Genomic DNA, 12,107 nt, shown 5'->3' with positions numbered 1-12,107 from the left:
CGTGAGCCGCCACCGTATTGAGCGGGCATATACTGTATTTTACGCCCGCTCTTTAGGTTCAGATCAAAAGTTGTCTTTGCGTTTGCGCAGCTCTGTGAAGACGTCCACCGGTGCGGCGCCAGCCATGCCAATGGCGGCCTGAAGGGCTGGGTCAGCGCTGCGCAGGAAGGGGTTGGTGTGTTTTTCCTGACCGAGATTGGAGGGCACGGTTGGGTGCCCGGTGGCACGCATGGCCTCTACGGCGGCAATGCGTGCGGCCAGGTCGTCGTTTTTTTCGCCAAGCGATGCGGCAAAGGCGCAGTTTGAAGCAGTGTATTCGTGACCGGAACACACTGTGGTGCTGTCGGGCAGGGCGGCCAGCTTGCTGAGACTGTCAAACATCTGTGCTGGCGTGCCTTCAAACAGGCGACCGCAGCCCATGGCCATCAGGCTGTCGCCGGTGAAGACGGCTTTGCTGTCCGGGAAGTGAAAGGCGATATGCCCCACCGTATGGCCGGAGACATCCATCACCGAAACGGTTTCGCCCGCAAAATCTAAGGTTTCCCCCTCTTCCAGTGCCAGATCCAAGGCGGGCAGGCGATGTGCATCTGCTTTGGCGCCGTAGACCTGTGCTTTGTGGCTGTCGAGAATGCCGGGCAGGCCGTCCACGTGATCCCAATGGTGATGGGTGAGCAGCACATGAGTGAGCTGCCAGCTGCGCCGCTCCAGTTCGGCCAGAATCGGGGCGGCTTCGGGCGCGTCAATCAGCGCGGTCGCCCCGGAGGTCTTGTCATGTACAAGAAAGGCGTAGTTGTCTGACAGACAGGGAATGGTGACGATTTGATGGGGCATGGAATTTCGGCTCTGCGTTGCTATGTTGTCTACAGATTTGCCGATCAGAGGGCCGGGTGCAATGCATCTTGATGTGCAAGACCTTCGCAATTTCTACTACCGCAGCACCCTGGGGCGCGCGGCCCAGAAAGCTGTGCGCGACGAGATGCTGGAATTGTGGCCCGAAGCCAAGGGGCTCACGGTTGCGGGGTTTGGCTTTGCCGTGCCCCTGCTGCGGCCTTATCTGGCAGAAGCGCGGCGGGTTGTTGGGCTGATGCCGGCACCGCAGGGGGTGATGCCCTGGCCTGCGGGCATGGCGAATGTCTCTGTGTTATGTGAGGAAACGCTCTGGCCGATTGAGACCGGACATGTGGACCGGTTGGTGATGATGCACGGGCTGGAAACCAGTGACCGACCCGGCGATGTGCTGGATGAGGCGCAGCGGGTTCTGGGCCCCGGAGGGCGGGCTTTGTTTGTGGTGCCACATCGCTCCGGCCTGTGGTCGCGCAGCGATAAAACGCCCTTTGGATTCGGTCGCCCCTATTCCACCACGCAGTTGGAAACACAGCTTAAGCGTCACGGGTTCATGCCGGAACGCCATCGCGCCACGCTTTATCAGCCGCCCAGCCACAAGCGGTTCTGGCGTAAAACAGGCGCGCTTTGGGAAGGGTTCGGCAAAACCGTGTCGCCGGTCATGGCGGGGGGCGTGTTGATCGTGGAAGCCAGCAAGCGCGTGCATGCGCCCAGCGGGCCCGGTGTACGCAGCCGTGTGGCAAAACCATTGGGGGTGCTGGCGCCGACGCCTGAGGTGGCCCCGGCCTAGGCTTGGCTATTTCGATCAGAGAGCAGCGTCGCGTATGATGGTCAGCCTTGGATCATTTTCAGCAATGCCCACCCCATTGGTGAAGTCTTCTTCCATCAATTTCAGGATGGGGGTGTCCCCAATCAGAACCTCGGAATAGACCACTTCAAAGCCATTGCTGTAGGTGTGATTGAGAATGTGCAGCTCGCCCTCAAGCTCAGGTGGTATATTGATGGTCAGGTGGTTGCCCGTGAGCGCATCAAGCACCGCAGGCCCCTGAGCGAGCGCATCCGGGTGGACATTGAGGGTCAGCGTATCTGCCCCTGCATTGCCTTCGACGTAGTGGCCAAGGCCGAATGTGATGGTGTCGTCGCCCTCGCCGCCAATCAGAGCGGTGTCGTTGTTCTGGATCTTATCAGCGGTGATCACATCGTCACCTTCGCCGCCAAAGAGCTGCGCGGCGCCGTTGTCATCGCTGTTGACGATCATAGTGTCGTTGCCTTCGCCGCCATAGGCCAAATGGCTGCCGCCGGTGATGGTGAGCGTGTCGTCACCCCCTTTGAGGGTTGTGGCGGCGCTGTCGCTTAGCGTGATGTCATCTGTCCCAGCAGTGCCTTCGATTGGGGTCAAGGCAAAGAGGCGATGGGCCGCTGCGCCGGCCGTTTCATCGTCAGAATGGGCGCTGTCAGGATCAAACACGCTGGTGAGCTGTACCGCCCCTGCGGAGAAACCTGTCACGCCATCAAGCCGCATGGTGCGGATTTCAACATTGTCGGGATTGAGCGGGTTGGTCCATTTGAAGTGGACATCGGTGTAGGCCCCATCGGGATCTTCGGTGGTGGTGACCTCTGGCATAGGCAGATCATCCACATCCTGCATGTTGGTGGCAGCGCCGATGTCGAGCAGAAGCATGTCTTCGTCAGGATCAAAATCGGTGATGCGGGCGACGATCTGATTGTCGCCTTCCGCACCGTCGCGCACAGAGATGGCGCTATCGATGTCAAGCGCATAGACGTCAGCCCCAGCGCCGCCCGTCAGGATGTGGGCGACGTTGTCTTCGGGCAGGCCAGAGAGGGGTTTCATCACGAAGGTATCATCCCCATCGCCTCCGTCAGCGACAGCCGGGCCGCTGAGCGCGGATTGCGGGGCTTTGAGAATGAAAGTGTCGTTGCCAAATCCGCCAAAGGCTGCGCCTGCGTCGGAAATGTGCATATAGTCTTCGCCGAGGCCGCCATAGCCCTTCGCCGTGCCTCCAATTTCCATCATATCGTTGCCTTCGCCCCCCAGCAGAGTGCCGGAGCCACGGGAACTCAGCGTATCGTTGCCTTCACCTGCGTCGATGTTTTGGGTGCTGCGCGCTGTGAGCTCATCGGCTTCATCGGTGCCGTGTAATGTCGGACCTTTCAGCTCTTCAGGCTGGACCGCGTTTTGCCCTGAGGATGAACCGCCGTCTTGATCTTCTTCACCGGTGTCTCCGGCGCCATCAATCGGCCCCATGCCAAGATCCTGATCTTCATCGTCATTGGTGTCATCTTTGACATCCAATGCGTCAGAGTCATCGGAGTCGCTCATCACGTCGACAAAGGCAGTTGCCGCGCCAATCCCCAGCAGCGACAGAAGTACAATCGGACCCATAGTTACCCCCAGATCTCAGAATCAGACTCATTTCCCCAAGATCAGTAGGGCGGAGGTTTCATTGATATTTCGTTGACGGCACCGCGCTGGGCAAATCTGGCGGCGCTTTTTACGGACATTTGAGCGCAGTGGGTGCGGCAAATGACCCCGAGTCACATGTGAAAAATGCGCTTAGATGGGGTGCGGATGTGCAGAAAACGAGCTTTTAAGACATATTTTTTAACGAAGGTTTAATAGGCAAAGGGTCGCACCTACGTCACAGCTTTAAAAATAAGGGCTTATGCCCGGTGTGAGAAACCTGCAAACAATGTTGCTAGCTGCGCACTCCTCTGCTACACCCGCGACGGATTTTAATGCCTCGTTAGTCCCGAGGCCATGAAACGCCCTCGTATGTCGCATACCATGGTATGCAATGTGCGAGGCCAGCAAGCGGAAGGGTGGACGTGTCCGAACCAGCTTCGATCTCCTCCGGCATTGCAGAACGCTATGCCGCTGCGGTCTTTGAGATCGCTCAAGAGAACAATGCGCTCAGCGAATTGGAAGGTAGCCTTGAAGGTTTGAGCGCGGCGTTGGCCGACAGCGAAGACCTGCGCAACCTGATTCATTCGCCGTTGATCAGCCGTGATGAGCAGGGCGCCGCAATCGCGGCTGTGGCTCAGAAAATGGGTGTGCAAGATGTGCTGGTGAATGTTCTGAGCCTGATGGCCCAGAAACGTCGCCTGTTCGTTTTGCCTCAGCTGATTGAGCACCTGCAGGCGATGATCGCCGAGCATAAGGGCGAAGTGACAGCCGATGTCACCACCGCCAAAGCTTTGACCAAAACCCAAAGCGAAAAGCTGGCAAAGACGCTGGCCGCTCGCATTGGCAAAGATGTCAAAATCAACGCGACCGTCGACGAGAGCCTCGTGGGCGGTCTTGTAGTTAAAGTGGGCTCGAAGATGATCGACACCTCGATCCGCTCCAAGCTCGCTTCCCTCCAGAATGCAATGAAAGAGGTCGGATAATGGGTATCCAAGCAGCCGAAATCTCTGCGATCCTTAAGGAGCAGATTAAAAACTTTGGCCAAGAGGCCGAAGTGGCCGAAGTCGGCCGTGTGCTTTCCGTCGGCGACGGTATTGCGCGCGTCTACGGTCTGGACAACGTTCAAGCCGGTGAGATGGTTGAATTCCCTGGTGGTATTCAAGGCATGGCGCTGAACCTTGAGAACGACAACGTTGGTGTTGTTATCTTTGGTTCTGACCGTGACATCAAAGAAGGTGACACTGTTAAGCGCACCAACTCCATCGTGGACGTTCCGACCGGTGACGGCCTGCTGGGTCGCGTTGTTGACGGTCTGGGCAACCCGCTGGACGGTAAGGGCCCAATCGAGTCCTCCACACGCGGTGTGGCCGACGTGAAAGCGCCAGGCATCATCCCACGTAAATCCGTGCACGAGCCAATGGCAACCGGCCTGAAATCCGTGGACGCGATGATCCCAATCGGCCGTGGCCAGCGTGAGCTGATCATTGGTGACCGTCAGACCGGTAAAACTGCCGTTGCTCTGGACGCGATCCTGAACCAGAAATCCTACAACGACGCCGCAGGCGACGATGAGAGCAAGAAGCTGTACTGCGTATATGTCGCAATCGGCCAGAAGCGCTCCACCGTGGCACAGCTGGTGAAGAAGCTCGAAGAAACCGGCGCGATTGAATACTCCATCGTTGTGGCTGCGACCGCTTCTGACCCTGCGCCAATGCAGTTCCTGGCACCTTATGCCGCGACCGCGATGGCCGAGTACTTCCGTGACAACGGCAAGCACGCTCTGATCATCTATGATGACCTGTCCAAGCAGGCTGTGGCCTATCGTCAGATGTCCCTGCTGCTGCGTCGTCCACCCGGCCGTGAAGCTTATCCTGGTGACGTTTTCTACCTTCACTCCCGTCTGCTGGAGCGTTCCGCGAAGCTGAACGAAGACTTCGGTGCAGGCTCGCTGACCGCGCTGCCAATCATCGAAACCCAAGGTGGCGACGTTTCCGCGTTTATTCCAACCAACGTGATCTCCATCACCGACGGTCAGATCTTCCTTGAAACAGAACTGTTCTACCAAGGTATCCGCCCTGCTGTGAACACCGGTCTGTCGGTTTCCCGTGTGGGCTCCTCCGCGCAGACTTCCGCCATGTCCTCTGTGGCTGGTCCGGTGAAACTGTCCCTCGCGCAGTATCGTGAGATGGCAGCCTTTGCTCAGTTTGGTTCCGACCTTGACGCCGCAACTCAGCAGCTGCTGAACCGTGGTGCGCGTCTGACCGAACTGATGAAGCAGCCGCAGTACTCCCCGCTGACCAACGCGGAAATCGTCTGCATCATCTTTGCAGGTGTGAACGGGTATCTGGACAAAGTGTCCGTATCTGACGTGGGCCGCTTCGAAGAAGCTCTGCTGGCGTTCCTGCGCGGCAAGCACGCGGATCTGCTTCAGTGGATCACCGACGAAGATCCGAAGATCAAAGGTGACGCAGCTGACAAAGTGAAAGCCGTTCTGGACGCGTTCGCTGCTGACTTTTCATAAGGGGTTCGGACAATGCCTAGTCTGAAGGACCTAAAAAACCGGATCGAGAGTGTGAAAAACACTCGTAAGATCACCAAAGCCATGCAGATGGTTGCCGCGGCGAAGCTTCGCCGCGCGCAGGAAGCTGCTGAGCAGTCGCGTCCTTACACAGAACGGTTCAATGCCGTTCTGGGTGGGCTCGCGGCCTCGGTCGGCGGCTCTGAAACTGCACCAAAGCTGCTTGCGGGCACCGGAAGCGATCAGACCCACCTGTTGGTGGTGATGACTGCGGAACGTGGTCTGTGCGGTGGCTTTAACGCAAACATTGCAAAGTTGGCGCGTGCGAAAGCCGCGGAGCTGAAAGCTGAAGGCAAAACCGTTAAGGTTCTGACCGTCGGCAAGAAAGGCCGTGACGCGATCAAACGTGAACTGGGTGATGACTTTGTAGGCCACGTGGACCTCACCGAGGTGAAACGCGTGGGTTACGACGACGCTCAGGGCATTGCCCGTGACATCCTCGTGCGCTTTGACGCGGGCGAATTTGATGTTGCAACGATCTTCTATGCGAAGTTCGTGAACGTTGTGAGCCAGATTCCAACCGAACAGCAGATCATCCCAGCTGCCTTTGAGGCCGCAGAAGATGGCGCAAGCTCTCTGTATGACTACGAGCCCAGCGAAGAAGCCCTTCTGGCTGACCTGCTGCCGCGCGGCGTCGCAACACAGATCTTTGCGGCCCTGCTGGAAAACGGTGCCTCTGAGCAGGGCGCGCGGATGTCCGCTATGGACAACGCAACCCGCAACGCAGGCGACATGATCGACAAGCTGACCATCGAGTTCAACCGCTCGCGTCAGGCTGTGATCACCAACGAGCTTATTGAAATCATCTCGGGCGCTGAAGCGCTCTAAGAACCGGAGACGAAACATGGCAAACGCACAAGGTAAGGTGACTCAGGTCATCGGCGCTGTTGTCGACGTACAGTTCGACGACGCTCTGCCGGAAATCCTGAACGCCCTGACCACCGAAAACAACGGTAAGAAACTGGTTCTGGAAGTATCCCAGCACCTGGGCGAAAACACTGTTCGCTGTATCGCAATGGACGCAACCGAAGGTCTGGTTCGCGGCGCAAAAGTGGAAGACACTGGCGCTCCGATCTCGATCCCGGTTGGCAACGCGACCCTCGGTCGTATTCTGAACGTGGTTGGTGAGCCCATCGACGAAAAGGGTGAAGTTGCTGCAACTGAAACCCGCGCGATCCACCAGCCAGCTCCAGAATTTGCTGAGCAGGCGACTGAATCCGAAGTTCTCGTGACTGGCATCAAAGTGATCGACCTTCTCGCACCTTACTCCAAAGGTGGTAAGATTGGTCTGTTCGGCGGTGCCGGCGTGGGTAAAACCGTTCTGATCATGGAACTGATCAACAACATCGCAAAAGTGCACTCCGGTTACTCGGTGTTCGCGGGTGTTGGTGAGCGGACCCGTGAAGGGAACGACCTGTACCACGAGATGATCGAATCCAACGTGATTAAGCCAGACAACCTCGAAGAGTCCCAAGTGGCTCTGGTGTACGGCCAGATGAACGAGCCTCCCGGTGCGCGTGCCCGTGTTGCTCTGACCGGTCTGACCCTGGCGGAACAGTTCCGTGACCAATCGGGTACCGACGTTCTGTTCTTTGTGGACAACATCTTCCGCTTCACACAGGCAGGTTCTGAGGTGTCCGCGCTTCTCGGCCGTATCCCGTCTGCTGTGGGTTACCAGCCAACACTGGCAACCGACATGGGCGCGATGCAGGAACGCATTACCTCTACCAAATCCGGTTCGATCACCTCGATCCAGGCGGTTTACGTTCCAGCGGACGACCTTACCGACCCTGCACCGGCAACCACCTTTGCTCACTTGGACGCAACCACCGTTCTGTCCCGTGCGATCTCCGAACTGGGTATCTACCCAGCTGTTGACCCGCTGGACTCCTCTTCCCGTCTGATGGATCCGTCCGTTGTGGGTGAAGAGCACTACGGTGTTGCTTCTGACGTTCAGCAGATCCTTCAGCGCTACAAGTCGCTGCAAGACATCATCGCCATCCTCGGCATGGACGAACTGAGCGAAGAAGATAAGCTGACTGTTGCGCGTGCGCGTAAGATCCAGCGCTTCCTGTCTCAGCCGTTCGACGTGGCGAAAGTCTTCACCGGTTCTGACGGTGTTCAGGTTCAGCTGGAAGACACAATCGCGTCGTTCAAAGCTGTTGTGGCTGGCGAATATGATCACCTGCCCGAAGGCGCCTTCTACATGGTTGGCGGCATCGAAGAAGTGATCGCCAAAGCCGAGAAGATGGCTGCTGAAGCGGCTTAAGCGTTGTCGATTTGAAATGAATTGGCTGGCGTTGTCTGAAATCAAGAGTTTCAAGACGCCAGCCGGTCCAAACAGTTTCAGACAATCGAAACGCTTTAAGGAGGCCCAAAATGGCAAACGTGATGCAATTTGATCTGGTTAGCCCAGAACGGAGCCTTGCTTCGTTTGAGGCGACCGCTGTGCAGATCCCTGGTGCGGAAGGCGATTTGACCGCCATGCCAGGCCACTCGCCCATGCTGACCTCACTGCGCCCTGGCGTTGTGCGCGTTCAGACGGCGGATGGTGAGAAAGACTATGTGGTGACCCGCGGTTTCGCGGAAATCTCCGCAGATTCGATCTCTGTGATCGCTGAGCATGCCCACAAAGGGGAAGAGATCACCAAAGCGGACCTTGAGGATGTCATCGCTGACGCCCGCAAGGCAGCGCAGGAAGCGCCTGAAGAGCACAAGGTTGGTGCGGAGAAATTCGTCTCTGACTTGGAGCACCTGGCGGAAAACATGGTCTGATCGCGGTATCAGAAGACATCAAGAGGCCCTGCCGCCACAGCGGTGGGGCCTTTTCTATTTAATCTGTGAATTTCCTCTTGATCGGGACGAATTTCACCTTTCACATTACGTACGATGAAACGGATTAGAAACAATCACGTCGGAGTGGATCAGGGCGATGAAGTCCTGTTCTCTGATTTTGAAGATGGCGGTGAAATGTGGACCGGCAACGGGCCGCGTGAGAGGCGCAAGCTGGTCAAATTTTCGGCCAGATACCGGGTTCCGCCATCGGTACATGTCAGCCTGTCTCTTTGGGATATGGACACTCAAGCCAACCTGCGGGCCGAAGTGGTGGCCGAGGAGGTTACCAATCTCGGGTTTCATTTGGTGTTCCGCACTTGGGGCGACAGCCGGATTGCGCGCGTGCGCATGTCCTGGCTGGCGATTGGTGAATTGGGGTTCGCGGACGATTGGGTGATTGAGGATTGACCTCAGCAGACCGACCGCGGGCGACTGGCCTGTGCTTCCCAAACGGCTGCGCGATATGCAAACTGCCCGTAACCGCAGAGGTTTTACGATTGATTTTCCGACTTTGAAGAGCGCGGCGATTTACCTGTTGCCGTACATCAGCTTCTGGTGTTGAAGACCCGTGGTGCATGAAGCCTGTGACACGCGGTGTAAGGGCTTAGGTGCTTTTTCTGCCGGAATGGGCGCGTATGCGGTGCCTTTTTCGGACAAAGTCATAGAACCCGTATTCAGGGAGAGACATTGATGAGCGGAACGATTTTTCCGGACCTTAAAGGGAAGTCAGTTTACATCACCGGTGGCGCAAGTGGGATTGGCGCTGCGTTGACCGATGGGTTTATGGCGCAGGGGGCCAAAGTAGCGGTCATTGGGCGCAGTCCAGCAGAGGCCTTCATTGCGGAAATGGAGACCAAACATGGCGCAACGCCTTTGTTCATGCAGTGCGATATCGCCGATGTGCCAAGGCTGCGCGAAACCATCCAACAGGCCGTTGGCGAACATGGCGGGCTGGATGTCTTGGTCAACAATGCTGCCAATGATCAGCGGCACGCATTGGATGAGGTGGACGAAGCCTTTTATGACTGGATGCAGGCCGTCAATCTGAAGGCCTATTATTTTGCCTGTCAGGAGGCCGCCCGTCAGATGGACAATGGCGGCGCGATCATCAATTTCAGCTCCATCAGCTATATGATGGGCAATACGGGTTATTCGATCTACACCACCGCTAATGCAGGCATTACAGGCATGACGCGCAGTCTCGCAAGAGAGCTTGGCCCGAAGGGGATCCGTGTGAATGCGCTGGCTCCGGGATGGGTGTTGACGCAAAAGCAGCTGGATATGTGGGCCGACCCAGAGGCTCTGGCGGGCCATATGGAGCGACAATGTCTGAAAGAGCACCTGAAGCCCGAAGACATGATTGATCCGACGCTTTATCTGGCGTCGCAGGCGAGCCGGATGATGACGGGGCAATGCATGGCCGTTGACGGCGGCGTGGTGGTGTCGGGGTAGGGCATGTCTTTGAAGGCGGAATGGATCGCGGTGGCGTGGGGTAGGTCGATGGTGCGTGCCTGGGCCATGAATGATGGCGAGGTGATCGCGCAGGCGCAGTCCGACGCTGGTCCAGCATGTCTGACGGCGGAAGCCTTTGAGGAAGCATTGCTGGCGCTGATTTTCGGCTGGTTGAGCGATGCGCCAACGGATGTTGTGATCTGCGGGATGGAAGGCGCACCGCAGGGTTGGGTAGATGTCCGCTATGGGGCGGTCCCTTGTCCCGCGCTGGCGGAGCAGCTTCAAGCGCTCCCTTGCAAAGATGCCCGGCTGCGAGTGTACCTTGTGCCCGGTATGAAACAGACGCAGCCCGCTGATGTGATGCGCGGCGAAGAAACCCAGATGGCGGGCTTCCTTTCTCAAAACCAGAATTGGGACGGGGTGATCTGCCTGCCCGGCCTCCATACAAAATGGGCCCATGTCAGCGCGGATGAGGTTGTCAGTTTTCGCAGCTTCATGACCGGTGAGATGTTCAAACTCCTGACCCAGCAATCTGTGCTGCGCCATTCTGTGGGGGAGGGCTGGAACGCAGAGGCGTTTCAGGCCGGGCTGGATATGACCCTGTCGCGCCCTGAAAGCCTGGCCAGTGAGCTGTTTTCGATCCGGGCCGGGGATCTTCTGCTGGGCACATCGACTGATGTCGCAACCGCGCGGCTGTCAGGGCTGCTGCTGGGCGCAGAGCTGGCGGCGTCACGCCCCTATTGGTTGGGGCAGCAGATTGCCGTGATCGGGGAAAGCAGCCTGGCAGGCGTTTATGCCGAGGCGCTCAAGACTCAAGGCGCTTGGGTGGAGGTTGTTGACGGTGACGCCATGACCCGCGCTGGATTGCAGGCCGCCCGCGCACAGGTGATCTGAGGCGGCCCGGTTTTCTGTGTATTTACCGCCAAGAGGCAATCGCCCCTTGAAACACCAAAGGCAGCACCGCAAGCTCAGCGCCATAATTGGGGGTGTTGGGGCCGCGCCTGAAAGGGGTGCCATCTTGTAGCGCCACTGGGTTATTTGAAGCATCTGATAGGGTATTTGCATGAGCACTGTATTTGACACCCGCGTGTGTGAATTGGGGGAGGGGCCGCTTTGGCACCCGAAACGCGCGCAGCTTTTCTGGTTTGATATCATGGGCAAGCGGATGCTGAGTCAGAGAGAGGGCGTTGCAGAGGAATGGACTTTTGAGGAGCATTTTTCCGCAGCCGGGTGGGTGGATGAGACCACATTGCTTCTGGCGTCTGAAACGGGGCTGTGGCGGTTTGACCTGATCTCCGGCACGCGTGTGAAGCTGATTGATCTTGAGGCGAATAACGCGCGTACGCGGTCCAATGATGGGCGCGCGGATCCTTGGGGCGGGTTTTGGATTGGTACTATGGGCAAACGTGCAGAGCCCGGTGCCGGGGCCATTTACCGTCTCTATGAAGGCGTTTTGCAGACCGTGACGACGGAGATCACCATCTCCAATGCGATCTGTTTTGATGCGGCTCGTGCCTGTGCCTATTACACCGACACCGTCACCAAACAGGTGATGCGTGTGGCGCTTGATGGTGAAACCGGTACGCCGATTGGGGAGGCCTCTGTCTTTCTTGATCTGACGGCAGAGGGGCTGAACCCGGATGGTGCGGTGACCGATGCACAGGGCAATCTTTGGATCGCGCAGTGGGGGGCGGCACGCGTCGCAGCCTATGACAGCGAAGGCCATTTCCTGCGCGCGGTGGACGTGGGGGGGCAACATGCCTCCTGTCCGGCCTTTGGCGGGCCTGACTTGCGTGATCTCTATGTGACAACCGCGGCCGAAGGGCTCTCCCAAGACGTGCTGGCGCAGGCTCCGCAGAATGGCATGGTCTTTGTGCAAGAAGACGTGGCGCAGGGGCTGGCAGAACCGCAGGTGCACCTCTGACCCTCTGTGAACGCCTGTCGCGACGTCAGGCACAAGGGGTGTTGCTTTCT

At 57.8% G+C, this 12,107-nt stretch carries 12 protein-coding genes; 10 read left to right on the top strand and 2 right to left on the bottom strand.

Features of this window, described 5'->3' with window-relative positions; genetic code table 11:
- Positions 1–63: 63 nt before the first annotated feature.
- On the bottom strand, positions 64–831 hold the full coding sequence (gene gloB / locus SHM7688_RS08830; protein ID WP_058239568.1) for a hydroxyacylglutathione hydrolase: 768 nt from the start codon (positions 829–831) through the stop codon (positions 64–66).
- A 61-nt stretch (positions 832–892) separates the two neighbouring features.
- Between gloB and SHM7688_RS08825 the strand changes: the two genes are divergently transcribed.
- Entirely contained in the window at positions 893–1,633 is a 741-nt protein-coding gene (locus tag SHM7688_RS08825) for a class I SAM-dependent methyltransferase (protein ID WP_058239567.1), read from the top strand.
- Positions 1,634–1,648: 15 nt separating this feature from the next.
- Here SHM7688_RS08825 and SHM7688_RS08820 read toward each other — a convergent pair whose 3' ends face one another.
- Positions 1,649–3,247, bottom strand: coding sequence for a hypothetical protein (locus SHM7688_RS08820; RefSeq protein ID WP_058239566.1), 1,599 nt, complete (start codon positions 3,245–3,247; stop codon positions 1,649–1,651).
- A 443-nt stretch (positions 3,248–3,690) separates the two neighbouring features.
- Here SHM7688_RS08820 and SHM7688_RS08815 point away from each other — a divergent pair, with 443 nt between their 5' ends.
- The 9 genes from SHM7688_RS08815 (at position 3,691) to SHM7688_RS08775 (ending at position 12,057) form a co-directional block, all read left to right on the top strand.
- Positions 3,691–4,251 carry a F0F1 ATP synthase subunit delta gene (locus tag SHM7688_RS08815; protein ID WP_058239565.1) on the top strand — a complete coding sequence of 187 codons (561 nt, stop codon included), beginning with the start codon at positions 3,691–3,693 and terminating at the stop codon, positions 4,249–4,251.
- Complete coding sequence (atpA, locus tag SHM7688_RS08810; RefSeq protein ID WP_058239564.1) at positions 4,251–5,789, top strand: F0F1 ATP synthase subunit alpha; 1,539 nt, start codon at positions 4,251–4,253, stop codon at positions 5,787–5,789. Before SHM7688_RS08815 ends, atpA begins: the two co-directional genes overlap by 1 nt.
- A 12-nt stretch (positions 5,790–5,801) precedes the next feature.
- Entirely contained in the window at positions 5,802–6,674 is an 873-nt protein-coding gene (locus SHM7688_RS08805; RefSeq protein WP_058239563.1) for a F0F1 ATP synthase subunit gamma, read from the top strand.
- 16 nt (positions 6,675–6,690) lie between these two features.
- Positions 6,691–8,115, top strand: coding sequence for a F0F1 ATP synthase subunit beta (atpD, locus tag SHM7688_RS08800; RefSeq protein ID WP_058239562.1), 1,425 nt, complete (start codon positions 6,691–6,693; stop codon positions 8,113–8,115).
- A gap of 110 nt (positions 8,116–8,225) precedes the next feature.
- On the top strand, positions 8,226–8,621 hold the full coding sequence (locus SHM7688_RS08795; RefSeq protein WP_058239561.1) for a F0F1 ATP synthase subunit epsilon: 396 nt from the start codon (positions 8,226–8,228) through the stop codon (positions 8,619–8,621).
- Between the two features lie 114 nt (positions 8,622–8,735).
- Positions 8,736–9,089 carry an H-type lectin domain-containing protein gene (locus SHM7688_RS08790; protein WP_058239560.1) on the top strand — a complete coding sequence of 118 codons (354 nt, stop codon included), beginning with the start codon at positions 8,736–8,738 and terminating at the stop codon, positions 9,087–9,089.
- A 282-nt stretch (positions 9,090–9,371) separates the two neighbouring features.
- Positions 9,372–10,133, top strand: a complete 762-nt coding sequence (locus SHM7688_RS08785; RefSeq protein WP_058239559.1) for an SDR family NAD(P)-dependent oxidoreductase — start codon at positions 9,372–9,374, stop codon at positions 10,131–10,133.
- Between the two features lie 3 nt (positions 10,134–10,136).
- Positions 10,137–11,027: a 2-dehydro-3-deoxygalactonokinase gene (locus tag SHM7688_RS08780; protein WP_058239558.1), complete on the top strand. Its 891-nt coding sequence runs from the start codon at positions 10,137–10,139 to the stop codon at positions 11,025–11,027.
- Positions 11,028–11,196: 169 nt separating this feature from the next.
- Positions 11,197–12,057, top strand: a complete 861-nt coding sequence (locus SHM7688_RS08775) for an SMP-30/gluconolactonase/LRE family protein (RefSeq protein WP_058239557.1) — start codon at positions 11,197–11,199, stop codon at positions 12,055–12,057.
- Positions 12,058–12,107: the final 50 nt, after the last annotated feature.

It is taken from the genome of Shimia marina (assembly GCF_001458175.1).
Lineage (GTDB): Bacteria > Pseudomonadota > Alphaproteobacteria > Rhodobacterales > Rhodobacteraceae > Shimia > Shimia marina.
This window is presented reverse-complemented; position numbering and strand designations above follow the sequence as displayed.